Here is a 21,580-nt window from a genome sequence, read left to right as displayed (position 1 = left end):
AGGGATCCGCCATAACGTGATGATTCTGTTTTAATATCGGTCCATCACTTTTTCCTGATGGATGCATGACCAGTCAATGAATTTTGACGCAAACGACGTGGTCAGGCGGCTCGGCGCGCGCCTGAAGATTCGGCATCTGGTGCTGCTGCTGCAGATCCAGCAGCACGGTTCGCTGACGCGCGTCGCCGAGCACATGGCGAGCAGCCAGCCCGCCGTGACGAACGCGCTGTCCGAGCTGGAGAGCATGTTCGGCACGCCGCTGTTCGAGCGCTCGTCGCGCGGCATGCGGCCCACCGCGCTCGGCGCGGTCGTGCTCGAGCGGGCGAAGGCGATGATCAAGGATCTCGACCACCTCGCCCGCGAGATGGAGGCCGTCGCCGCCGGGCATGCGGCCCATTTGCACATCGGCGTGATTCCGTTCATCTCCGGCCAGATGCTGTCGGCCGCGCTGAAGCGGCTGCAAGCGCGCATGGAGCGGCGGCTGACCGTGACGATTCACGAAGGCACCAGCGATCAGTTGCTGCTGCAGCTCAGGGATCACAGTGTCGACATCGTGATCGGGCGCGCGTCGTCGGCGATCGATCTCGGGCAGGTCTCGTTTGAAGTGCTGTACCAGCAGCAGCCGCGCATGATCGCGAGCCGGCGGCTGGCCGCCAAGCTCGCCCGCACGCCGCTCGACTGGCACAAGCTGCACGCGCTCGACTGGATTCTCGGCGCGCCGCATACGCCGATGCGCGAACAGGTGACCGACCTGTTCCTGTCGGCCGGCATCGCGCCGCCCGTGCCGATCGTCGAAAGTTACTCGTCGAAGCTGATCGGCGAAATGATCGCGTCGAGCGACGAGGCCGTGTCGATCGTGCCGGCCGATATCGCGGAGGAACTGGTGCGGATCGCCGGCGTGGCGATCGTGCCTTATTCGCTGGTGTGGACGCTGCCGCCGATTGCGCTGTTCACGCGCTCCGCCGATTCGCAGTCGCCCCCGCGCGATCTGCTCGTCGACGCGCTACGCGAGGTGTGCAAGGAAACGTACGGAGAAATGCGTCGATAGCGGCGTTACTTGCCGGCGGCAAGGCGCCGCAGGATCTCCGGACGCTCGGCGGTCAACACGTGGTCCGCGCCCTCGCCCCTGTCGTAGCGTTTGCTCGTGCGGTAGGAAAAGCGCTTCACGTATTGATTGGCGGCGGGATCGAACATCCACGCGTCGACGTCGAAGAAGTGCTGACCGAAATGGTCCTCGTCCTTGCCCCACACGTAATCGGCTCGGACGAACAGCGGATACGGCGACACCTCCGGCAAGCTCCACATCGCGCGGTCGGCCATTTCCGTTTCGGTGACGATCGGCATCAGGTTCTCGATCTTGCCGTTCGCGCCGACACGCAGCACGGCCACGCGTTCCAGCATCCCGCTGCCGCCGCCCGAGAACATCCCCGAGAAGAATACCCACGAGCCGCCCGACGCAATCGGCAGCCGCTCGGACCGTGGATTCAGGCCGAACTGGTACCACTCCTTCGAAGAATGGGGAAGCGGCGCCGGCGGCATCTCGAAGCACGGCGCACGGTCGGGCAGCACGCAGAGCTTCACGCCGGAAAGCGGAAGCCCGTCGCCGTCGAGCTTGCCTTCCGTCTGTGTGAAGCGCGGGAATGCCGTTTCGCGGGGCGCTGCTTGAACGCAGGCGATGCCGACGAGCGCCATGCTCGCGATCGCCGCGAGCGTTTTACCGATCCAGCGCATCACCCCTCCGCCCGATGACACACCACCTCGATATTGTGTCCATCCGGACCGATGACGAATGCGGCGTAGTAGTTCGCGTGATAACGCGGCCGCAGCCCCGGCGCGCCATTGTCTTTGCCGCCCGCCTCCAGCGCCGCGCGATGGAACGCATCGACTTGCTGCCGCGTGTCGGCCGCGAACGCGATGTGAAGAGGCGCCGGCTTCTCGTCGGTCGGGAACAAACACAGTGAAGACTTGCTGGGCAGTCCGATCTCGATCCCGTACGACGGCTCACCTTCCCCGACAATTTCGGCGCCCAGCGGTTCAAGTGCCTTCAGGAAAAACGCCTTGCTGGCGGCGTAGTCGCTGACGCCGAACTTGACGTGGTCGAACATGAGTTCCCTCCGATGGATCGATCAGTCATCACGGTGGTGTGATGTAGCGATGGCCGCAATGTTGCCACATGCGGCGGTGGTCCGGTGCCGGCTCCAAAGGACCCGTTGCCGCCGTTCGATAACAAGGATGCCGACGGCCGTTTGGGTACCCGGAAGCCGACCCTCATGACGTGGCGTACGAGCTATTGCTGTTCTTTCGCAAGCGAGCGTAGGCTCTACTGCGGTGGCTTCCACTCGCCCGCCCAGAGATCGAAATACTTGAGAGCCGAGATGCAGCCGAGTACGAGCTGTTCGCCAATATCGTCGACGACTTTGAACGGGATGGAAATCCCGAAATTGCCTCCCGACAATGGAAAGATCTCGGCGAATGGAGCCGCATTTCCCAATTTCTCTACTACCTCTGCTCGGCTCCCGGCGGAAACTATGACCTGAATGCCCATCAGCGCTTGAACTCCACAGTAGCTACGTCGCAGAGCGCTGCCCTGACCTGGTCGATCGTCACTTCACTCACCGATTGCCCACGAACATCATAGACAAGCTGACATTTCCAGGACGCCGAAGGCAGATGCGATCGACCGTGCACGATGCGCGCTCGGTTGTACTCGATGCTTAGACAAGCGGCCTCCTCCGTTTCCAAGCTGTGGTTTGCTACTAGGGCAAACTGGCGCAGTTCTTCGTTTACAAATTCCGGTGTGAACATATGGGTCCCGTGCGCGACAAGAATGCCATTTTACTCAGAGCTTCTACACCATTCTCGATACGCCCGCGAAATGCTCGGATTGCGATTCATGCCTCACCAGTGGGCTGTAGCGACGGCAGATTGCGACCCGAAAGCAGCCATCAGGCGCGCCAGGTGAGTAGCCGCAATTGGCCGGACACTGCGCCAATTGTCCGCGCTGCAAACTCGATATATCGCGCGGACTTGCCGATTTCCGCCGCCCCTTCAGCAGCATTCCGCACGACCTTGGAAGTTCGATGCCATGCTGCTATCGTCGAGCATTCCTTGACGACTTCGGGGTGACCGAACCATGCCCCCGATCTTGCGTCGCGCGACGATGGCCGATGCCGCAGCGGTGGCCGACGTCTATCTTCGGTCGCGCGACACGCTGGCATCCTATGCGCCACTCGCGCACGCCGAAGCGGCCGTCCGCGATTGGGTTGCCAACATGCTTGTTCCGTCGGGCAACGTTACCGTTGCCGTGAACGATGGCCACATCATCGGCATGGCCGCACACGCTGCCACCGACGGCGTGACATGGCTCGAGGAATTGTACGTGTGCCCCGAATTCAAACGGCAAGGGATCGGCACTGCCCTGCTGGAATCGGTGAAGTCGCAAACGGACGGCACGCTCCAGCTCCATACGTTCCAAATGAACCACGATGCTGCTGCGTTTTACGAGCAGCACGGGTTCGTTGCCATTGCGTACAGCGACGGAAGCAGAAACGAGGAGGGTTGTCCCGATGTTTTGTATCGCTTGACGCGGTAGCGCGGTCATCCGTTCGCTCGCCTCATCCGCCCGTTATCGACCGATGCAGGGGCAGCTCAGGCCAGCATCGCAAACACCGGTTGGTTCCTGACGCTCTCACGCGCCAGCATTCTCGCGTACCAGGCTCGAAGCGCTTCGCATTCCTCAGGCACTGGCAGCTTCACGAGCATCGCAAAGATCAAACCACCGATGACGGTGATGTCGGCCATCGAGAACGTCTCGCCCGCAACATACGGTTGCCGTTGCAGAACGGCATCGAAGTAGCGCATGCCCCTCAACGCCTTGTCGCGTTGACGGAATCCCCACTCCGGGTTTTGATACGTCTCGACGTCCGGGCCCAGCCCCGGCGTGCCGTGATGGAAGTAAACGCTGATCGCGTCGAGCAACTCCAGCTCGGCGCGCTTGCTCATCATGTGGATGACGCCTTTTTCGCGTGGCGTGGTGCCGGTGAGCGTGGGTACGCCGTCGAGCGCGTCGAGGTATTCGGTAATGGCCGTGCACTCGGCAATGCACGTTCCATCATCGAGTTCCAGCACCGGCAACGTACCCGAATAATTCTTGCTGGCGATGAACTCGGGCTTTTTATGCTCGCCCTTGTAAAGATCGACCATCACGAACTGGACGCGCGATTGCAGCCCCTTTTCGGCCAGTGCAATGCGCACGCGTGTCGGATAGGGCCCTGTCGGGAAATCGTGGATCTTCATCATGGGCAGCTGGGCTGTGTCGAAGTCGACGTTACTGGAAGTCATTGCAGGGGCGCTCCGGAGTCGGTTGCACTGGATCGGACGACGCGGAAACACGTCGCCGGCGAAACTACCTAACGTTTGTTAGGTTAACCATATAAGGTAGAATCCGGGGTGTCAACATCCATTTCCTGCACGCGGAGGCTGAAGCAGTGACGAACGACGCGAGCTCGAACTCGAGAGAAAGAATTCTGGCAGCCGCCACGAGGCTCGCGCAGACGCACGGCTACGGCGGGTTGAACTATCGGGATCTCGCCAGCGAGGTGGGAATCAAGGCCGCGAGCATCTACCACCACTTCGAAAGCAAGGCCGATCTCGGCGCCGCGGTGGCGAGGCGTTACTGGGAGGATTCCGCGGCGGCGCTGGAGGACATGCTGGCCCGATCGCGCGATCCGCTGGACTGCCTGCGCCGCTATCCGGATACCTTCCGCAAGGCGCTCGAGACCGGCAACCGCCTGTGTCTTTGCAGCTTCATGGCCGCCGAAACCGACGATCTGCCGGAAGTCGTGATGAAAGAAGTCCTGGCCTTCGCAGACGTGAACGTGGCGTGGTTGAGCAAGGTTCTATCCGCAGCGGCGGTGGTCAGCGCCCGGGAGAGCAAACAGCGGGCGCGGGCAATCTTCGCCGCCATCGCCGGCGCTCAGCTCATCGCGCGGAGTCGCGCCGATCTCTCCCTCTATGACGCGCTGATCGACAATTATCGTAAAGCGGGCCTTTTGCCGGCGTAGCAGGGTAACGGTGACGCGGCTTCAGATGATGTCGAACGTTCGCGAACGCATGATGTTCGATCGTGCGACCCCGGCTGACGTGGAATTCGTCGCCTATGTTTGCTGCCGGACCACCGCAATCATCAGTGGGTCGAATTGACAGGCTTTTCGTAAAGAGACCAGACAATACCGTCCGTTTTCAATCCGACGCGGACAAAGCCCAGCGACTCGTAGTAAGCACAGAGTTTCGTGTTTTCAGCGCCGCAGTCGAGTCGAAGCAAACGCCGGTTCAAGCGGCTCACCTCATGAGCGCACCAGCCGAGCATGAAGCTGCCGAGCCCGAGCCCGTTGAAACCCTGCCGCACACAGAGGCCGTGCACGTAGCCTGCAATCGGCGCTTGAGGCCCCCAGTGCCTGTCCTCGTCGAAGTCGAGCGAGAACGTTCCGACCAGCGTGCCATCCTGTTCGACGACGTACACGGCTTTCTCTGCGACGTGGTTTCGTACCCACCGTTCGGAGAAGCCGTCGCGTTCCTTGCCCCATACGTGGTCGCCATGCGCGACCTTCTTTGCATGTGCATCGTTCCGGATCTGTGTCAGTACCGGGACATCGTCTGCCGTCGCTCTGCGGAGGCTTTTCGACACCATCGCTCGTTTCCCCCGTTATATCCGAGCTACCATCCCGGCGCACCACGTAACAAGCCTGACGCTAGCCGCGCTCCCGGCACTCATTCTGTCTTTATCTAGTGTCCTGTTCCGCTGATTCGCGAGCAAAGTCGATGCAGCTTTTCGAGGATGGAATCGGCTGACGCGGTCCAGACGAACGGTTTGCAGTTTTCGTTGTAGTGGGAAACGAATTGATCGATTCGCTTGACCAGTTGTTTGACCGAGCCGAACGAGCCTCTACGAATCGCCTTGTCGGTGATCAACGCAAAGAAGCGTTCGACCTGGTTGAGCCACGAACTGTAGGTGGGAATGAAATGCATATGCCAGCGGGGGCGTGCCGCCAGCCACGCCTTGACCTTCGGATGCTTGTGACTGCCGTAGTTGTCGACGATGCAGTGCACGTCGAGTTCGGCTGGCACGGCCTTGTCGATTTCGCGCAGAAACGACAGGAATTCCTGATGTCGATGGCGCGGCTTGCAGGTAGCGAGCACGGCGCCATTGAGGACATTCAGGGCGGCAAACAACGTCGTGGTGCCATGACGGACGTAGTCGTGAGTAACGCCTTCGACGTAGCCGAAACCCATCGGCAGCATGGGTTGTGTACGCTCGAGCGCCTGACATTGACTCTTCTCGTCCACGCACAGCACCAGCGCGTTCTCCGGTGGACTCAGATACAAGCCGACCACATCGCGCAGTTTCTCGATGAAGAACGGATCGGTCGAGAGCTTGAAGCTTTCACTTCGGTGCGGCTGCAGGCCCAGCAGTTTGAAGTAACGGTGCACGCTTGTCGGCGAGATGGCGGTTTCGGCGGCAATCGTGCGCACACTCCAATGAGTGGATCCATCTGCCGGCTTCGTGTGCAGGGTCTTGTGAATCAGTTGGGCCAACCGCTCGTCGTCGATGGTACGCGGCTTGCCGGGACGTACTTCATCGTAGAGTCCGTTGATTCGCTGCTCCAGAAACCGCAGACGCCACTTGCCCACCGTGGCACGCGTGAGTTGCAGGCGCTGCGCGATCGCGCTGTTGGGCTCGCCGTCCGCAGCCGCCAACACGATACGCGCCCGCGAGACCAGCGCAGCCGAAATCGAGCGAGAACGCGCGATCGACATCAGTTGCGAACGCTCGTCTTCGCTCAGCACCAGTTCCGCCTTCGGTCGTCCCATCGCCATGCTGACGTCTCCCGTTCCGTTGACGTCAACATGCTACGCGAAGATAGACCAGTTAACAACGGAACAGGACACTAGCGCCGCACTAACCATGGCTCACTTGTTTGAGCCACGCGTTCAATTGACGCGTACGATCACGTGTTCTGTCGATTTCGCAAGTCAGTAGATCAAGATTACGATCCGCGCCTGCCTCGTTTATCAGATACCAAGCGGAACACTCGTCGCCGAGAAAACGGATCCATTGCCGCTGAGCCGCGACAAATTTCACCTTGAGTGCTGGATAGTCGACGTACTCGTCACGTGGCCGAGACAGCGACTTCAATACCTTTTGGTAAGTGCGGTTCAATTCGTCGTCTGCTTGCTGAAATTCATCTTGACTACGTTGCAGCAAGCACTCGGGAGCTACGCTATCCGGTGCGCAGCCCTGCGCTTGCGCAGCGGTGAACCACGACAATGTCAGCGCCATGGCGGCGCCCAGCGCAGCGCGACGAAGGCTGAACGCCGATGCACGGATATGCATTCTTGCTCCCATTCCCGTTTTCCCATTCATATGGCGATCGGAACAATTCACGCGCCGATCGCGTTCGACGAAATCTCCGTCGGAAACCCACCCTCTACGGATGAAAAGTCTCGCCCCGCTTCAGCATGTCGATGAATTCGGCGATTTTGCGCGCTCTTGTTTCCGGCTTCTTGGCATTCTGTATCCGGAAGAGGATCGCATAGCGATTACGGCTGTTCAGCGTTGCGAAAAACTTCCCGGCTTTCGGATCGGCGTCCAACGCCGCCTGCAAGTCGTCCGGCACGATCGAGTTGCTGGCCGACGTATAAGCCGCCTCCCAACGGCCGTCCTTCCTCGCCTTCTCGATTTCGCCCATGCCGGCCGCGCGCATCCTGCCTGCGGCGATCAGCGCTTCGGCCTTGTCCTTGTTGAGTTTGGACCAGATGCTTTTTGCGGTGCGCGGGGTGAAGCGTTGTAACCAGTATTGCTCGCTCTCGGCCTTCTTTTGGCCATCGATCCAGCCGTGGCAGAGGGCGCTTTCCACCGCCTCTTCATAGGTGACGGTCCGCTGCCCCGCGCCTTTTTTCGCGAGCCGCAGCCATGCTCCGGTCGACGTGCCGCCGTTCCGCCCCAACCAGCTTTCCCATTCGGCTTGACTGGCAAACGTTAGTGCGCCTTCTGTCATGTCACGATCCAGAATGGTTGCGTTTTCAACGACTCGAAAGCCGCCACTCAACACACGAGCGGCGACCACCGAAGCAACCCTCGCCGCAAAACCGCCTCAAACGATCCGGTTCAACGCATCGGCAAACCGCTTCACCGCACCATCGACGTCATGCAGCTTGTCGAGACCGAACAACCCGAGCCGGAAAGTCTTGAAGTCCTCCGGTTCGTCGCATTGCAACGGCACGCCCGCCGCGATCTGCAAACCGACATCGGCAAACTTCTTCCCGGTGCGAATCCCGTCATCGTCGGTGTAACTGACCACGACACCCGGCGCCTCGAACCCCTTCGCGGCCACGCTCCTGATCCCCTTCTCCGTCAGCAGCGCGCGAATGCGCTCGCCGAGTTCGAGCTGTTCCGCCTTCACCTTGTCGAAACCGTATGCCTCGGTTTCCTTCATCACGTCGCGCAGGGTCGTGAGGCTGTCCGTGGGCATCGTCGCGTGATACGCGAACCCGCCGCCCTCGTACGCTTCCATGATCTGCAGCCACTTGCGCAGATCGCACGCGAAGCTGGTGCTGGTGGTCGAATCGATGCGCTCGCGCGCAAGCGGGCTGAACATCACCATCGCGCAACACGGCGACGCACTCCAGCCCTTTTGCGGCGCACTGATCAGGATATCGACGCCGCTCGCCTGCATGTCGACCCACACGGTGCCCGACGCGATGCAATCGAGCACGAACATGCCGCCGACCGCATGCACGGCATCGGCCACCGCGCGCAGGTACGCATCGGGCAGCATGATTCCGGACGCGGTTTCGACGTGCGGCGCGAACACGAGATCGGGCTTGTTTTCCCGGATCGCGGCGACGACTTCGTCGATCGGCGCCGGTGCGTAGGCGGCCTGCCTGCCGGCTTCGACGGGGCGCGCCTTCAGCACCGTCGCCTCCGACGGAATGCCGCCCATGTCGAAAATCTGCGACCAGCGGAAGCTGAACCAGCCGTTGCGGATCACGAGACACTTCCTGTTCGTCGCGAACTGTCGCGCCACGGCTTCCATGCCGAACGTCCCGCTGCCCGGCACGATCGCGACCGACTTCGCGTTGTAGACTTTTTTCAGCGTGGCGGAGATGTCGCGCATGACACCCTGGAAGCGCTGCGACATATGGTTGACCGAGCGATCGGTGTACACCACCGAATATTCGAGGAGCCCCTCGCGGTCAACATCGGGAAGTAAACCTGGCATGCTCGCCTCCGGCGAAAGATGAACGATGGAATCAGGACAAGCAGCGTCTTCGATTCGATACTGCTCTGCACCATGCAAATGCGTCATTTCCTCGACGAAAGCAGATTCTAACGAACGCTGCCGGCCGCTTGGCGCCTATTTTGCCTGCCGCCGCGCCCGGTGCTCGTCGACGCCGGCCGGTACCGCGCACATCGCCCTGTTCCGTGTAAGGGTTAACGACGCGTGCGGCCGCAGCCGCCTAACATGTCGATCGCCCCCTTCACGACGGAACTTTCGATGACCTCCTCTCCCGCATCGTCACTGCAGTCGTCAACCGATCCCGCGCTCGCCGAGCGCATCGACGCGGTCCTGTCCCGCCAGCTCGACACGCAGCGCCTCGTCGGCGCGGTGGTGCTCGTCGCCCGCGACGGCGAACTCGTCTATCGCCGCGCGGCCGGATTCGCGGATCGCGAATCGCGCACGCCGATGCGCGAGGACACGCTGTTCCGGCTCGCGTCGGTCACCAAGCCGATCGTCTCGGCAGCAGCGATGGCGCTCGTCGCGCAACGCAAGCTGTCGCTCGACGAAGACATCACGCGCTGGCTGCCCGAGTTCCGTCCGGCGCTGCCCGACGGCCGCGTGCCGACGATCACGGTGCGCCAGTTGCTCGTGCATACCGCCGGCCTCGATTATCGTTTCAACGAAACCGACGCGAACGGCCCCTATGCGCGTGCGGGGGTCTCCGACGGGCTCGATGGCGCATCGATCACGCTCGCGGAAAACCTGCGCCGGATCGCGAGCGTGCCGCTGCTGTTCGCGCCCGGCACGAGCTGGAACTATTCGCTGTCGATCGACGTCATCGGTGCGCTGATCGAGGCCGTCTGCGGCGTGCCGCTCGCCGACGCGATCGATACGCTCGTGCTGCGCCCGCTCGGGGCACGCGATACGGGCTTCGTCGCACGCGATCCCGCCCGGCTCGCCACGCCGTACGTGAACGACACGCCGCAGCCGCACCGGCTCGCCGAGAACGAGACGGTGCCCATCGACGAAGGGTTCGTCGGCGTCACGTACTCGCCGTCGCGCGCGCTCGATGCGCATGCGTTCCCGTCGGGCGGCGCCGGAATGGTCGGCACCGCCGGCGACGTGCTGACGGTGCTCGACACGCTGCGCGCAGGCGGCGGTGCGATTCTGCCGGCCGAGCTGGTCGACGAGATGGGCCGCGTGCAGACCGGCGATCTCGAATTGCCGGACCTGCCGGGCGCGGGGTTCGGGATCGGCTTCTCGGTGCTGCGCGACCCGCAGGCGGCCGCGTCGCCGGAATCCGTCGGCACGTGGCGCTGGGGCGGCGTCTACGGTCATTCGTGGTTCGTCGATCGCGCACGCGGGCTCACCGTCGTGTCGCTGTCGAACACGCTCTACGAAGGGATGAACGGGCAGTACACGCTCGATCTGCGCGACGCCGTCTACGGCGTTGGCTGACGCACGCGGCGAAAAAAGGCCCGACAAAGTCGGGCCAACGGGTTTGAGACACAAGGAGAATCCCGCCCACCCCATACCGGGCGGTTACGCCGCACTACACGACGTTCTTTTCGACGATCGGCCGGTTTTCGAGCACGCGCGCCCAGCCGAGCGACGACAGGTCGAGCGTGTCGTAACGCCCGCCCAGAATGAGTTCGCTGACGCCCCGCCCCGTCGCCGGCCCTTGCTGCAGCCCGTGGCCGCTGTAGCCGTTCGCGAACACGACGTTGTCGAGTTCGGGGTGGTAGCCGATGATCGCGTTGTGATCGAACACGTTGTACTCGTAGTACCCGGACCAGCAATGCTCGACGCGCAGCGCCTCGAATTCCGGCACGCGGTGCGCGAGCGTCGGCCAGATCACGTCGTCGAACAGGTCATGGTCGACTTCGTCGAGCGGCAGGTCGTCCGGGTCGCGATCCGGGCTCGGCGACGTGCCGCAGATATACGTGCGCCCTTCCGGCCGGAAATACACGCCGGTCGGATCGATCAGCAGCGGGCAATCGGCGAGCTTCGCCGGCGACGATACGTTGAAGATGCTGCGCCGCCGCGCATACACGGGGATGTCGATGCCCATCATCGACGACAGCGTGCGCGTCCAAGCACCGGCCGCGTTGACGAGCGTGTCGCACGCGTAGCGCTCGCCGTCGCCCGTCACGACATGCGTGATCCTGCGGCCGTCGCGCACCACGTCCTTCACGTCGGCCGGCACGTAGCGCGCGCCGAGCGCCTGCGCCTTCTTGCGCAGCGCCTGCACGAGCCCGTAGCCGTCGAACCAGCCTTCGCCGCTCACGCCGTACGCGCCCGACGCGAGATCGTCGACGTTCAGCCACGGGAACTTCGCGCGCAGCGCGTCGCCGTCCATCAGCCGGATATCGGCGCCGAGGCGCGTCTGCAGCGCATGGTTCTCGCGCAGCGTCGCGTCGCCGGCCGGCGTCGCGAGGAACAGGTAGCCGCCCTCGTGCAGGTCGATCGACGGCCGGTGGCCGTCCACTTCGAGCCGCTCGCCGATCGTGCGCAGGAAGTCGATGCCGAACAGCGACATCTCGATCGACAACGGCGTGGAAAACTGCTGGCGAATCGACGCGGCCGACAGCGCCGACGACGATTTGGCATAGGTGGGGTCGCGTTCGATCACGGTCACGGCGACCGTGGGATCGGTGGCGCGCAGAAAATAAGCGATCGAGCTGCCGATCACACCACCGCCGACGATGACGACTTGAGAACTCACGACTGACTCCGGTTGCACTTAAAAGGCTCAGGGCCTGTAAATGATGCGTGCCGCGACTCGCGCGGCATCCCGCGAGCAAATTTCGCGGACGATCGCCTCGGCTATTTCAGCACGTCCGGCATCGCCGCGAAAGCCCGCTCGCGCGTTGCGTTCAGTCCGCCGATTTCGTCGTGACGGGCTGCCACGCGGCGTTCTTCACTTCGTACAGCGTCGAGCTCGGGTTCTTCAGGTCGCCCGTGTTCGTGAACGCGATCGTGCCCGTGATGCCGTCGTAGCGCGTGCCCTTCAGTGCGCCGTTGAAATCGCCCGGCTTCGTCGAGTTCGCCTTCTGCATCGCGTTGATCGCGATCCACGTCGCGTCGTACGCGAACGGCGCATACGCGAGCATGTCGACGCCGTACTTCTGCCTGAATTTCGTTTCGAACAGCTTGCCCTTCGCGAGACGCGACAGCGGCTGCCCGTACTCCCATACCGACGCGCCTTCCGCCGCATTGCCGGCGAGCTTGATGAAGTTCGCGTTCATCACGCCGCCGCCCGCGAGGAACTGCGCGCGGATGCCGAGCTGGCGCATGCGCTTCACGAGCATCGCGGCCTGCGCGTCGAGGCCGCCGAAGAACACGAGATCGGCATTGGCGCTCTTGATCTTCGTGAGCTGCGCGCTGAAGTCGACGGCCTTGTCGTTCGTGAATTCGCGCGCGACGATCGTGCCGCCGTTCGCCTTCACGGCCTTCTCGAATTCGTCGGCTTCGCCCTGGCCGAACGCGGTGCGATCGTCGATGATCGCGATGCGCTTCGCCTTCGTCACGCTCGCGGCGTACGCACCGGCGTTGCCGGCGTTCTGCGTGTCGGTCGCGATCACGCGGTACACGGTGTCGAGCCCCGCGCGCGTGATGTCGGGATTGGTCGCCGACGGCGTGATCATCGGAATGCCGGCCTTCGCATAGATCTTCGACGCGGGCAGCGTCGTGCCGGAATTGAAGTGGCCGATCACGACGGCCACCTGCGCGTCGGCGAGCTGCTGCGCGGCCTGCACGCCGGTGCGCGGATCGCTCTGGTCGTCCTGCGACGCGACGACGAACTTCACCGGCTTGCCGCCGACGGTCGTCCGCGCCGCATTCGCTTCGTCGACGGCCATGCGCACGCCGTTCTCGATGTCCTTGCCGTATGCCGCGCCGCCGCCCGTCAGCGGGCCGGCCACGCCGACCTTGACGATCGTCTCCTGCGCATGGGCCGCGCCCGTCTGGAATGCGAAAAGCGCGGCGGTCAGCGCGACGCCGGAAAGCGAACGAATGCGGAACGTCATGGCAATCCTTCTTCTATGGGTCGGGATGCAACGCGAGACTGGCACGCGTCGGCAACCTCCTGCGCGCCGGTGATGCCTTTCCGTGCCGGAGTGCGTGCGACACGCCGATCCGGCCGGACGATCACCGCGGCTCCGTCTCCGAAGAACCTTTCATCGCGAAAGAGGTGAAGGGATTGTGGGTAGCCAATACCCGTCCAGCAAACGAAATATCGGAACTATGTCGTGAGGATTTGTCATCAAGTTCCGTGCTGATGGCCGATCGACGGCCGTCCGGCGGCGGCCGTGGATGGCGGTATTCCGTGGGGAATGGCGGCCGCGCCGAAGGGCGAAGGCAGGTCGTCGTCATGCCGGCCGCGCATCATCGTCGCGGCGCCGGCCCGGCCGGCCTTCGCGACGCCCACGACGGGCGCCGCGTCATCGGTCAGTGCCGATCGGTGCCCGTATGCTTGCGCACCGCATCGGCGGCCTCGCCGGCCTTCTCCTGGAGCTTGCCGGCCTGCTGCTCGGCCACGCCTTGCGCTTCGGTCTCGCGGTCGCCCGTCACCTTGCCGAGTGCTTCCTTGACCGAACCCTTGACCTGCTTGAGCTTGCCTTCGATGCGATTCCTGTCCATGGTCGTCTCCTGCGATGGTTGAGGAAAGCCGGCAATGCAGCGGCCTGCGCGGCACCGCCGAGCGGACAGGATCGCAAGCGGCGGCCGCGGGCGGCAGATGCGGATGCACCAGTGCGCATGGTGCATTCGCACCGATCCCGTCAGTCCGTGCCTTTCACGCCGCCCTTGTCGCCGCGCGCGCCGTTCGTTTCGGCCGCGCCGACGATGCCGCGCTCGCGCGCCCAGACGATCGCCTCGGCGCGGCTGTGCACGTCGAGCTTCGCGTAAATCGTCGCGACGTGATTACGCACGGTGTTCGGCGCCAGCCCGAGGCGGCCGGCGATCTCCTTGTCGGCGAGGCCGTGGCACAGCAGGTCGAACACGTCGCGCTCGCGCGCGGTCAGGTCGGACAGTTGGGCGCCCGCATCCGGCGCATTCGCGCGCCGCACGTTCGCGAGCTTCTCGATCAGCGTGCGGCTGAACCAAGACGCGTCCTGCATCGCGGTCTCGATCGCATAGACCAGCTCCATCTCCGTGCGCTTGCGGTCGCTGATGTCCAGCAGCGCGACGAGCAGGCAGTCGCGCCCGTGAATCGCGACGGGGTCGGCCGACACGACGCAATCGCGCACGTCGCCGTCGCGCGTGCGGATCTGCACGTCCACGTTGCGCACGTGGCCGTCGCGCGCGAGCCGGCCTTCGATCCGCGACCACGCGCCGCGTTCGGCCCACAGCCCGATCTCGTCCGCGGATTTGCCGAGCAGGTCGGCCTGCGCGTGGCCCGTCATCGCGGCAAACGCATCGTTCACGTCGAGCAGCTCGAAACGGTCGGCCGTGACGATCGCGGTCGCGACCGGCGCCATCCGGAAGGCCGTCGCGAAGCGTTCCTCGCTTTGCATCAGCGCGCGCTCGGCCTGCTTGCGCGGCTCGAGATCCATGAACGTGAACAGCATGCACGCCTCGCCGTTCATGTCGATCGGCTGCCCGGCGACGACCACCGCCTTGGTGCTGCCGTCGGCAAGTTTGAGCACGGCTTCCATCTGCGGGATGGTCGCGCCTTCGCCGAGCCGCTCGATCGCCAGCTCGCGCCGCTCGGCCTGATCCAGCACGTCGACCTCGTACACCGAGCGGCCGAGCACGTCGTCGCGCGCGTGGCCCGTCATGTCGAGAAAGCCCTGGTTGACCTTCACGTAACGCAAGTCGTCGAGCCGGCAGATCACGGCCGGCGCCGGATTCGCGTTGAAGGTGCGCTCGAAGCGCTCTTCGGCGCTCGCCCATTCGGTCGCGTCGTGCAGCACCAGCGCGAGGCAATCGGGTTCGCCGGCCGCGTTCGTCAGCACGAGGCTGCGGATGCGGTGCACCCAGCTCACCGACTCGTCGGCGGCCGATTCGACCTCGACCGTCACGTCGCTGAACTCCTCGCCGGCGATCACGCGATCCATCGGATAGTGGCCGTCGCGCACCGGATGGTTGTTCCGGTAGCGCAGCCGGAATCGCTCGCGGTATTCGGTGACGTCCGCGCCGAGCGCCTTCAGTTCGGTCACGCCGTGCATCGCGAGCGCGGCCTCGTTCGCCCAGACGATCCGCTGGTCCGGCTCGATCAGGATCACGCCCTCGGTGAGGCCCGCGATGATCTGGTGCAGCTGGCGCCGGTCGGTATGCGACTTGAGCACCTGTTCGTCTACTGGTTCGTTCATCGAATCGTCGTCCCTGTCGTCAACATGAGCGGTCAACATGCACGCCGGCCGAGCGCCCGTGGCAGCGGCACATGCCAGCCGCCGCGTGCGGCGATGATCGTGTGCCGGGCAACGGCGCGACAGGCGCGGATGCACTACCCCGAATAGTACATTCGCACGCCACCGCCGATCGTGCGGTGCCCCGCCGAACGAGGCGGCGCGGCCTGCGCGCCCGCCACGGCGGGTTGCCCGGGTCGTGGTGCATGTGCCGTTCCCGGCCGTGTGTTCCGTCCCCCCGGTGCAAACGCACTAGCCGACCCGGTGAATTTGCGCGATGTCCGCGCGCGTTCGCGTCGGTACGCTGGTACTGCATCGGCGCTCATGCGCTGCCCTTTCATACCGCAGAGGGAGGACATCAGGATGAAATTGCATCAGACACCCGATCCGACGCGGCCCGAGCCGGCCCCGGACAATCCGCCCGAACCGGCGCCGGGCACCGATCCGCCGGTGCCGCTGCCGCCCGACGTGCCGCGCCCGGACATGCCGCCGCGCGAGCCCGGTTACGACACGCCGATCGCGCGCTAAGCCTCGCCATGTATGCGTAGGAACGCACGGGAACGCTCCGTGCTCGCCCACCGATTGATTCAACCCGCCAATCGAAGGAGGACATCAATGAACAAGACCTCGCACCTTTCGACCCTGCTCGCCGTCAGCGCGGCGTTCCTGCTTTCCGCGGCCCCGCTCACGAACGCGCATGCCCAGGCATCGTCGACCGACAGCGGCATGGCGACCGAATCGAACCAGCCTGTCACCGACACCTGGATCACGACCAAGGTAAAGAGCGAACTCGCGACCACCAAGGGCGTGGAAAGCACCGACATCAGCGTGAAGACGGTGGACGGCGTCGTCACGCTGACGGGCGTGCTGCAGACGAAGACCGCCGTGAAGAAGGCCATCGCCGTCACCCGCGCGATCAAGGGCGTGAAGCACGTCGACGCGTCCGGCCTGAAGGCTAAGGCCTGAGCTACCCCGCGGCCGAGCGCCGCACTTTTCTCCCCTTACGAAAGGAGTACACGATGAACGAGGACAAGATCCAGGGCCAGTGGAAGCAGCTCACCGGCAAGCTGAAGGCCAAGTGGGGCAAGCTGACCGACGACGATCTCGCGGTTGCGGAAGGCAATCGCGACTATCTGGCCGGCAAGATCCAGGAGCGTTACGGGATCGCCCGCGACGAAGCCGAGAAGCAATTGAAGGAATTCGACCGCGAGCTGTAACGCGCCAGTCGTCTCACCCTGCCGCGACGCACGCCGCGTCGCGGCCACGAGGAGGACAACGACATGGGCAAATATCTCATCGCATGGCTGCTCGGCGTACCGATCGGGCTGCTGGTGCTGTTTTATCTGGTCACGCACCTGTTCTGACGCACGCGACGCCCCGTCGACGCAAACGGGCCGGCGGCTGAAACCAGCCGCCGGCCCTTCTGCTTTCCTCCCTGCCGCGCGACGCGAAGCGCTTACTTCGCCGCGTTCGCCGTCATCTTGAAGATGCCCTGCGCGTTGCCCGCGTCGAAGCGCAGGTCGGTCACCCAGCGACGCGACGCCTGGTCGAACGTGCGCTTGCGCGTGATGAACTCGTAGAACGAACCGGGCACGTTGCGCTTCACGGTGCCGCCGTCGCGCGTGCGGAACTCTCGCTCGACGGTATCCGCGCGATAGGCCGTCTGGAACACGCGGCCCGAGCGCGAGCGCTCGACTTCCGGCTTCATCGGCCGGCCCTTCGCCTTCTCGTCGTCGGACAGCTTGAACACGTCGGCGACGCGGTCCGTCGCGTGATTGAACGCATTGCCCTCGGTCGCGATCCACGCCATTTCCGCCGATTCCATCAGCAGCGTCTCGTAGTCGAGTTCGTTCGGCACGTCGTGCTGACGCGCGAACGCGCCGACGATTTCCGGCAGCAGCGCGTGCGCGGCTTCCAGCGGCAGCCAGCCTTCGCGCTCGACCTCCCACAGCAGTGCGACGGCCGCCGGCGACAGCGGGTCGCGCGACGAGCTGACCACGTTCGTCACGGCCTGCTGGAATTCCTTCGAAAAGCGCTCCGGATGCAGTTCGCTGACGAAGAACTGCGCGATTTCGTCCGGCGCGTCTTCATGCGCGTACGCGCGGCCCGTCATGCCGAGCTTGTCGAGCGGATAACGGCCGTTCAGCCGGAAGCCGAGCGGACGCAGGATACGCGTGAATGCGGCTTCGCCCGGCGGCAGCGCGCCCGTATGCGGCCAGCGCACCGTGCGTAGCGCGCCGTGGTCGAAATAGACCGAGCCGCCGCTTTCGATCGCGTCGGCCGTGTACGCGCGGCCGTTCGCCGAACGCTCGAGCAGCCCCTCGAACAGCGCCATGTTCATCGCCTGCGCGATTTCCGCGCGCGTCACGACGCCGTCCTCCCACTCCTCGAGAATGGCCGGCATGTTCAGGGTCGAGAACAGGGCGTCGGTCTTCGCCTGTCCCAGCAGCTTCGTCAGCAAGCTGTCGATATTCGGATTGCGCATCGGGATTCTCGTCTCGGGGGACCCGCCGGCAAGCGCGCCGGCCACTCGTCGGCCGGCCGCCCACGGGCGCCTGACCTTGCATGGCAAGCATTATTCAAAGGGTTGCAGCGGCGCGTAAAGCGAGATTAAATTGATATGTGATGAGTTTTTGGAATTATCGATCGTTCTTCGCCGGCATCGCCCCGGTGCCGGGCGGCTCCGTCCATCAGACAAAACGAGCATCATGCGCAAATTCAAGATCCCCAACATGGGTGCGCTCGTGGCCTTCGAAGCCGCTGCCCGCCATGAGAGCTTCACGCACGCGGCCAAGGAGCTGTTCCTGACCGAAAGCGCCGTGTCGCGGCAGATCGCGACGCTCGAAGCGAGCCTCGGCGTGCGGCTGTTCGCGCGCGTGAAGCAGCGCGTCGTGCTGACGCGCGCCGGCAAGCTGTACGGCACGCAGGTGCGGCGCGCGCTGGAGGCGCTCGACCGCGACACGCTGTCGATCATCGCGCACGGCAGCGGCGGCGGCTACCTGGAACTCGCGGTGCTGCCGACCTTCGCGTCGCACTGGCTGATCCCGCGCATCAAGAGCTTCTACGACCGCACGCCCGACGTGCGCGTGAACATGGGCAGCCGCACCGACCTGTTCTCGTTCGAGGACACGCACTTCGAAGCCGCGATCCACTACGGCAAGCCGACCTGGCCCGGCACGTCGTCCGACTACCTGTTCGGCGAGGAAGTCGTGCCGATCTGCTCCCCCGCGCTGCTGAAGGGGCCCGTCGAGCGCGTCGAGGATCTGCTCGCGTATCCGCTGCTGCACTCGACGACGCGCCCCGGCGCATGGGCGCAGTGGTTCGAGACGCACGGCGTCGAGGACATCCGCACGATGCAGGGCGTGCGCTACGAATTGCATACGATGCTGATCAGCGCGGCGGCGGCCGGGCTCGGCGTCGCGCTCGTGCCGAAATTCTTCGTCGAGGAACAGTTGCAGCAGCTCGGCCTCGTCGTGCCGTGCGATGCGACCACCGTCGGCGATTCGGCGTACTACCTCGTGTATCCGACGGAGTTCAGCCACAGCAAGCCGCTGGAATCGTTTCGCGGGTGGCTGCTCGAACAGGCAAGCGCGTATGCGGCGCCCGAGCGCGACGCGCACGACGCCGACGAGGCGGACGACGAGGACGTCGAGTAAGGGCGCCGCCGCGCCGGCGTCATCGCGCGGTGGCGCCGCAGGCGTGGCGCACCGCATGCGTCACATGTGCCACTTCACCGTGGCGGTCAGCGTGCGCGGATCGCCCGGCATGTTGTACAGGTCCGCGTTGCCGTGCGCGGCGATGAAGTAGCGGCGATTGAACAGGTTGTCGAGCGTGAGCGTCACGTCGACCTTCTTGCTGCGATAGCCGGCGCCCAGGTTGAACACCGTGAACGACGGCAGCGTGACGAGATCGCTCGCCGACGTATAGCGCGCCGACTGGAACTGCATGCCGGCCGCCGCATAGAAGCCGTACGGCAGCTCGCGCTTGAGCCACAGGCTCGCGCTGTGACGCGGCATCAGCCCCGGCGTGTTGCTCGACAGCGAGAGGCCGGCCGCCGTCGATTGCGCGGAACCGTCCACCGTGCCGTTCAGGTACGCGTAACCCGCATACACCGACCACTTCGGCGCGATCTCGCCGGTGAAGCCGAGCTCCATCCCGCGCACGTGCTGCGTGCCGATCGGCAGCGCATAGCCGGGATTCGCCGGGTCGCCGATCTGCTGGTTGGTCTGGCGCATGTCGAACAGCGCGACGCTGGCCGTCGCCTTACCGCCAAGGTCGAAGCGCGAGCCGACTTCATACGCGGTGGTCTTCTGCGGCGCGAGCGCGGCGCCGTTCGAGAACGCGCCGGAACTGATCAGCGTGTCGGCCAGCGGCGAGAACGACTGGCTGAACGACCCGTACAGCGTGAGCCAGTCGAGCGGTTCGTAGATCAGGCCGACACGCGGGCTCCACGCGTGATCGGTGCGGTCGAGATTGACGTTTGACGACGTGTAGTCGTGGCGGATCTGGTTCAGGTAGTCGAAGCGCAGGCCGGCGAGCACCTTCCAGTGTTCGGTCAGCGAGATCAGGTCCTGCGCGTACACGCCCGCGAGCCCGACGACGGTCGACGCGTTCGTCTTCGCACGCGCGCCGATCGGCACGCCGGGCAGGACGACCGGCTGCGGATTGAAGAGATCGTAGTTCGCGACCTTCGTCACGCTGTAGATCGTGTCGAACTTCTGCTGCTGCGACAGCTCCAGCCCGTACAGCAGCTCGTGGCGCATGCCGAACAGCGACGTCTTCTGCGTGAGCTCGAACAGCCCGTCGATGCCGTGGTCGGTGCGCTGGCGCGTCGACTGGTCGAGCGTGACGACCGGGTGCGCGGCGCTCTTGATCGGCTCGTACGTCACGTAGTTCTTCCGCTCGAGCGAGAAGTCGTACGCGCGGATCGCGCCGTGAAACGACAGCGAATCGTTGAAGCGGTGATCGAGCGACACCGTCGCGCTTTTCGCGGAGACGTCGTTGTACGAACTGTTCCCGCCGTCGGCCGACCCGTAGTACGTGTTGATCGGCACGTCGACCGGCCGGCCGCGATACGCGGGAATCCCCTGGTCCGACGTGCGGCGGTCGTGCAGGTAGTCGAATTCGACGTTCAGCACCGTGTCGCTGTCGAGCTTGAACTGCGCGGACGGCGCGATCGCCTGCCGGTTGAGCTGGAATTTGTCGCGGAAGCTGTTCGAATTCTCGGCCGCGCCGGTCATGCGAAAGCGCGCCGCGTCGTTCGCGTTCCAGCCGAGGTCGAACTCGCCGCGCCGCTCGCCGCGCGTGCCGAGCGTCACGCCCACGTCGTTCACCGGGTTCGCCTGCGGCCGCTTCAGCACGCGGTTCACGATGCCGCCCGCCGAGCCGCGCCCGTACAGCACGGCCGCCGGCCCCTTCAGCACCTCCACGCGGTCGACGTTCGACAGGTCGCGGTAGTAGAGCGCGTCGTCGCGAATGCCGTCGACGTACTGGTCCGTGATGCTGTTGAAGCCGCGGATCGTGATCTGGTCGCGCTGGCCGTCGCCGACCGAGAAGCCGACGCCCGGCACGTTGCGCAACGCGTCCTGCAGCGACGTCGCGTTCTGATCCTCGATCACCGCGTGCGGCACGACGTTCACGGTCTGCGGCACGTCCATCAGCGACATGTCGGTCTTGGTCGCCGCGCGCGAATGGCCGCCGTCGTACGACGCGTGCTCGGCGGCCGCGTTGACGGAAATCGCGGGCAGTGTCGCCGCGGCGTCGCTCGCCTGCGCAAACGAAGTGCGGGCGCCAGCCAGCGACGTGGCGATCAGAAGCGCATGGCACGCGCTCTTGTTGAGTTTCATCGTGAACGTAGAGGTAGTGAAGAAAGCGGCGAACGGGGCACGCCGGCCGCGCACCCGGCACGAAAAAAGCCGTGACGTCCGGTCACGGCTCGTAATGCGGCGA

Annotated in this window: 24 protein-coding genes; 8 read left to right on the top strand and 16 right to left on the bottom strand. The window is 64.5% G+C overall.

Annotated elements, in window-relative coordinates; genetic code table 11:
* Nucleotides 1-76: 76 nt before the first annotated feature.
* On the top strand, nt 77-1,048 hold the full coding sequence (locus tag CFB35_RS17965; protein WP_089465373.1) for a LysR substrate-binding domain-containing protein: 972 nt from the start codon (nt 77-79) through the stop codon (nt 1,046-1,048).
* A 5-nt stretch (nt 1,049-1,053) separates the two neighbouring features.
* Here CFB35_RS17965 and CFB35_RS17960 read toward each other — a convergent pair whose 3' ends face one another.
* From CFB35_RS17960 to CFB35_RS17945, 4 genes are all read right to left on the bottom strand, one after another.
* Nucleotides 1,054-1,731 carry a hypothetical protein gene (locus CFB35_RS17960; RefSeq protein ID WP_089465372.1) on the bottom strand — a complete coding sequence of 226 codons (678 nt, stop codon included), beginning with the start codon at nt 1,729-1,731 and terminating at the stop codon, nt 1,054-1,056.
* A complete protein-coding gene (locus tag CFB35_RS17955) occupies nt 1,731-2,105 on the bottom strand; it encodes a VOC family protein (RefSeq protein ID WP_089465371.1) in 375 nt (124 codons plus the stop codon). Before CFB35_RS17955 ends, CFB35_RS17960 begins: the two co-directional genes overlap by 1 nt.
* 215 nt (nt 2,106-2,320) lie before the next feature.
* Entirely contained in the window at nt 2,321-2,545 is a 225-nt protein-coding gene (locus CFB35_RS17950) for a hypothetical protein (RefSeq protein WP_089465370.1), read from the bottom strand.
* Entirely contained in the window at nt 2,545-2,805 is a 261-nt protein-coding gene (locus CFB35_RS17945; protein WP_089465369.1) for a hypothetical protein, read from the bottom strand. Before CFB35_RS17945 ends, CFB35_RS17950 begins: the two co-directional genes overlap by 1 nt.
* A gap of 328 nt (nt 2,806-3,133) precedes the next feature.
* Here CFB35_RS17945 and CFB35_RS17940 point away from each other — a divergent pair, with 328 nt between their 5' ends.
* Nucleotides 3,134-3,592: a GNAT family N-acetyltransferase gene (locus CFB35_RS17940; protein WP_089465368.1), complete on the top strand. Its 459-nt coding sequence runs from the start codon at nt 3,134-3,136 to the stop codon at nt 3,590-3,592.
* Between the two features lie 56 nt (nt 3,593-3,648).
* Here CFB35_RS17940 and CFB35_RS17935 read toward each other — a convergent pair whose 3' ends face one another.
* Nucleotides 3,649-4,341: a glutathione S-transferase gene (locus tag CFB35_RS17935; protein ID WP_089465367.1), complete on the bottom strand. Its 693-nt coding sequence runs from the start codon at nt 4,339-4,341 to the stop codon at nt 3,649-3,651.
* 146 nt (nt 4,342-4,487) lie between these two features.
* Between CFB35_RS17935 and CFB35_RS17930 the strand changes: the two genes are divergently transcribed.
* Entirely contained in the window at nt 4,488-5,063 is a 576-nt protein-coding gene (locus CFB35_RS17930; RefSeq protein WP_089465366.1) for a TetR/AcrR family transcriptional regulator, read from the top strand.
* 122 nt (nt 5,064-5,185) lie between these two features.
* Here the strand turns inward: CFB35_RS17930 and CFB35_RS17925 are convergent, their stop codons facing one another.
* From CFB35_RS17925 to CFB35_RS17905, 5 genes are all read right to left on the bottom strand, one after another.
* Nucleotides 5,186-5,689: a GNAT family N-acetyltransferase gene (locus tag CFB35_RS17925; protein WP_089465365.1), complete on the bottom strand. Its 504-nt coding sequence runs from the start codon at nt 5,687-5,689 to the stop codon at nt 5,186-5,188.
* Between the two features lie 95 nt (nt 5,690-5,784).
* Nucleotides 5,785-6,876 (bottom strand): IS630 family transposase, encoded by a 1,092-nt coding sequence (locus CFB35_RS17920; RefSeq protein ID WP_059625722.1) that lies wholly within the window; start codon nt 6,874-6,876, stop codon nt 5,785-5,787.
* An 82-nt stretch (nt 6,877-6,958) separates the two neighbouring features.
* Nucleotides 6,959-7,393: a lysozyme inhibitor LprI family protein gene (locus CFB35_RS17915; protein WP_256939988.1), complete on the bottom strand. Its 435-nt coding sequence runs from the start codon at nt 7,391-7,393 to the stop codon at nt 6,959-6,961.
* Between the two features lie 94 nt (nt 7,394-7,487).
* Nucleotides 7,488-8,057, bottom strand: a complete 570-nt coding sequence (locus CFB35_RS17910) for a YdeI family protein (protein ID WP_060967970.1) — start codon at nt 8,055-8,057, stop codon at nt 7,488-7,490.
* Nucleotides 8,058-8,153: 96 nt separating this feature from the next.
* Nucleotides 8,154-9,281 (bottom strand): aminotransferase class V-fold PLP-dependent enzyme, encoded by a 1,128-nt coding sequence (locus CFB35_RS17905; protein WP_089465363.1) that lies wholly within the window; start codon nt 9,279-9,281, stop codon nt 8,154-8,156.
* A 276-nt stretch (nt 9,282-9,557) separates the two neighbouring features.
* On the opposite strand from CFB35_RS17905, the gene CFB35_RS17900 reads away from it, so the two are divergent.
* Nucleotides 9,558-10,739, top strand: coding sequence for a serine hydrolase (locus tag CFB35_RS17900; protein ID WP_089465362.1), 1,182 nt, complete (start codon nt 9,558-9,560; stop codon nt 10,737-10,739).
* 94 nt (nt 10,740-10,833) lie between these two features.
* On the opposite strand, the gene CFB35_RS17895 is transcribed toward CFB35_RS17900, so the two are convergent.
* The 4 genes from CFB35_RS17895 to CFB35_RS17880 all read right to left on the bottom strand — a co-directional run bounded on the left by CFB35_RS17895 (nt 10,834) and on the right by CFB35_RS17880 (nt 15,595).
* Complete coding sequence (locus tag CFB35_RS17895) at nt 10,834-12,006, bottom strand: FAD-binding oxidoreductase (protein WP_059579830.1); 1,173 nt, start codon at nt 12,004-12,006, stop codon at nt 10,834-10,836.
* Nucleotides 12,007-12,157: 151 nt separating this feature from the next.
* Nucleotides 12,158-13,309, bottom strand: coding sequence for a branched-chain amino acid ABC transporter substrate-binding protein (locus CFB35_RS17890; protein WP_059640455.1), 1,152 nt, complete (start codon nt 13,307-13,309; stop codon nt 12,158-12,160).
* Between the two features lie 421 nt (nt 13,310-13,730).
* A complete protein-coding gene (locus CFB35_RS17885) occupies nt 13,731-13,922 on the bottom strand; it encodes a CsbD family protein (protein WP_059579825.1) in 192 nt (63 codons plus the stop codon).
* A 140-nt stretch (nt 13,923-14,062) separates the two neighbouring features.
* Entirely contained in the window at nt 14,063-15,595 is a 1,533-nt protein-coding gene (locus CFB35_RS17880) for a helix-turn-helix transcriptional regulator (protein WP_089465361.1), read from the bottom strand.
* A gap of 399 nt (nt 15,596-15,994) precedes the next feature.
* Between CFB35_RS17880 and CFB35_RS35005 the strand changes: the two genes are divergently transcribed.
* The 3 genes from CFB35_RS35005 to CFB35_RS17870 all read left to right on the top strand — a co-directional run bounded on the left by CFB35_RS35005 (nt 15,995) and on the right by CFB35_RS17870 (nt 16,848).
* Complete coding sequence (locus tag CFB35_RS35005; protein WP_006484627.1) at nt 15,995-16,159, top strand: hypothetical protein; 165 nt, start codon at nt 15,995-15,997, stop codon at nt 16,157-16,159.
* An 87-nt stretch (nt 16,160-16,246) separates the two neighbouring features.
* Nucleotides 16,247-16,597 carry a BON domain-containing protein gene (locus CFB35_RS17875; protein WP_059579819.1) on the top strand — a complete coding sequence of 117 codons (351 nt, stop codon included), beginning with the start codon at nt 16,247-16,249 and terminating at the stop codon, nt 16,595-16,597.
* Between the two features lie 53 nt (nt 16,598-16,650).
* Entirely contained in the window at nt 16,651-16,848 is a 198-nt protein-coding gene (locus CFB35_RS17870; RefSeq protein ID WP_059579817.1) for a CsbD family protein, read from the top strand.
* 239 nt (nt 16,849-17,087) lie between these two features.
* Here the strand turns inward: CFB35_RS17870 and CFB35_RS17865 are convergent, their stop codons facing one another.
* Complete coding sequence (locus CFB35_RS17865) at nt 17,088-18,116, bottom strand: DUF1338 domain-containing protein (protein ID WP_060315991.1); 1,029 nt, start codon at nt 18,114-18,116, stop codon at nt 17,088-17,090.
* Between the two features lie 223 nt (nt 18,117-18,339).
* On the opposite strand from CFB35_RS17865, the gene CFB35_RS17860 reads away from it, so the two are divergent.
* The gene (locus CFB35_RS17860; protein ID WP_059579810.1) at nt 18,340-19,287 is read left to right on the top strand and encodes a LysR family transcriptional regulator; all 948 of its coding nucleotides are present in this window, start codon (nt 18,340-18,342) and stop codon (nt 19,285-19,287) included.
* Between the two features lie 60 nt (nt 19,288-19,347).
* Here CFB35_RS17860 and CFB35_RS17855 read toward each other — a convergent pair whose 3' ends face one another.
* Complete coding sequence (locus CFB35_RS17855; protein ID WP_089465360.1) at nt 19,348-21,477, bottom strand: TonB-dependent siderophore receptor; 2,130 nt, start codon at nt 21,475-21,477, stop codon at nt 19,348-19,350.
* Nucleotides 21,478-21,580: the final 103 nt, after the last annotated feature.

Source organism: Burkholderia sp. AU16482 (assembly GCF_002223285.1).
Classification (GTDB): Bacteria; Pseudomonadota; Gammaproteobacteria; order Burkholderiales; family Burkholderiaceae; genus Burkholderia; species Burkholderia semiarida.
Note: the sequence above shows the minus strand (reverse complement) of the source record. Positions and strands in the feature narration are given on the sequence as shown.

Excerpts from the sequence above, each read along its gene's own strand:
- CFB35_RS17855 (WP_089465360.1), bottom strand. The coding sequence starts at position 21,477 with ATGAAACTCAACAAGAGCGCGTGCCATGCGCTTCTGATCGCCACGTCG.
- CFB35_RS17890 (WP_059640455.1), bottom strand. The coding sequence starts at position 13,309 with ATGACGTTCCGCATTCGTTCGCTTTCCGGCGTCGCGCTGACCGCCGCG.
- CFB35_RS17955 (WP_089465371.1), bottom strand. The coding sequence starts at position 2,105 with ATGTTCGACCACGTCAAGTTCGGCGTCAGCGACTACGCCGCCAGCAAG.
- CFB35_RS17950 (WP_089465370.1), bottom strand. The coding sequence starts at position 2,545 with ATGGGCATTCAGGTCATAGTTTCCGCCGGGAGCCGAGCAGAGGTAGTA.
- CFB35_RS35005 (WP_006484627.1), top strand. The coding sequence starts at position 15,995 with ATGAAATTGCATCAGACACCCGATCCGACGCGGCCCGAGCCGGCCCCG.
- CFB35_RS17860 (WP_059579810.1), top strand. The coding sequence starts at position 18,340 with ATGCGCAAATTCAAGATCCCCAACATGGGTGCGCTCGTGGCCTTCGAA.
- CFB35_RS17920 (WP_059625722.1), bottom strand. The coding sequence starts at position 6,876 with ATGGCGATGGGACGACCGAAGGCGGAACTGGTGCTGAGCGAAGACGAG.
- CFB35_RS17905 (WP_089465363.1), bottom strand. The coding sequence starts at position 9,281 with ATGCCAGGTTTACTTCCCGATGTTGACCGCGAGGGGCTCCTCGAATAT.
- CFB35_RS17910 (WP_060967970.1), bottom strand. The coding sequence starts at position 8,057 with ATGACAGAAGGCGCACTAACGTTTGCCAGTCAAGCCGAATGGGAAAGC.
- CFB35_RS17960 (WP_089465372.1), bottom strand. The coding sequence starts at position 1,731 with ATGCGCTGGATCGGTAAAACGCTCGCGGCGATCGCGAGCATGGCGCTC.
- CFB35_RS17870 (WP_059579817.1), top strand. The coding sequence starts at position 16,651 with ATGAACGAGGACAAGATCCAGGGCCAGTGGAAGCAGCTCACCGGCAAG.
- CFB35_RS17880 (WP_089465361.1), bottom strand. The coding sequence starts at position 15,595 with ATGAACGAACCAGTAGACGAACAGGTGCTCAAGTCGCATACCGACCGG.
- CFB35_RS17900 (WP_089465362.1), top strand. The coding sequence starts at position 9,558 with ATGACCTCCTCTCCCGCATCGTCACTGCAGTCGTCAACCGATCCCGCG.
- CFB35_RS17945 (WP_089465369.1), bottom strand. The coding sequence starts at position 2,805 with ATGTTCACACCGGAATTTGTAAACGAAGAACTGCGCCAGTTTGCCCTA.
- CFB35_RS17940 (WP_089465368.1), top strand. The coding sequence starts at position 3,134 with ATGCCCCCGATCTTGCGTCGCGCGACGATGGCCGATGCCGCAGCGGTG.
- CFB35_RS17885 (WP_059579825.1), bottom strand. The coding sequence starts at position 13,922 with ATGGACAGGAATCGCATCGAAGGCAAGCTCAAGCAGGTCAAGGGTTCG.
- CFB35_RS17965 (WP_089465373.1), top strand. The coding sequence starts at position 77 with ATGAATTTTGACGCAAACGACGTGGTCAGGCGGCTCGGCGCGCGCCTG.
- CFB35_RS17925 (WP_089465365.1), bottom strand. The coding sequence starts at position 5,689 with ATGGTGTCGAAAAGCCTCCGCAGAGCGACGGCAGACGATGTCCCGGTA.
- CFB35_RS17935 (WP_089465367.1), bottom strand. The coding sequence starts at position 4,341 with ATGACTTCCAGTAACGTCGACTTCGACACAGCCCAGCTGCCCATGATG.
- CFB35_RS17875 (WP_059579819.1), top strand. The coding sequence starts at position 16,247 with ATGAACAAGACCTCGCACCTTTCGACCCTGCTCGCCGTCAGCGCGGCG.
- CFB35_RS17865 (WP_060315991.1), bottom strand. The coding sequence starts at position 18,116 with ATGCGCAATCCGAATATCGACAGCTTGCTGACGAAGCTGCTGGGACAG.
- CFB35_RS17915 (WP_256939988.1), bottom strand. The coding sequence starts at position 7,393 with ATGCATATCCGTGCATCGGCGTTCAGCCTTCGTCGCGCTGCGCTGGGC.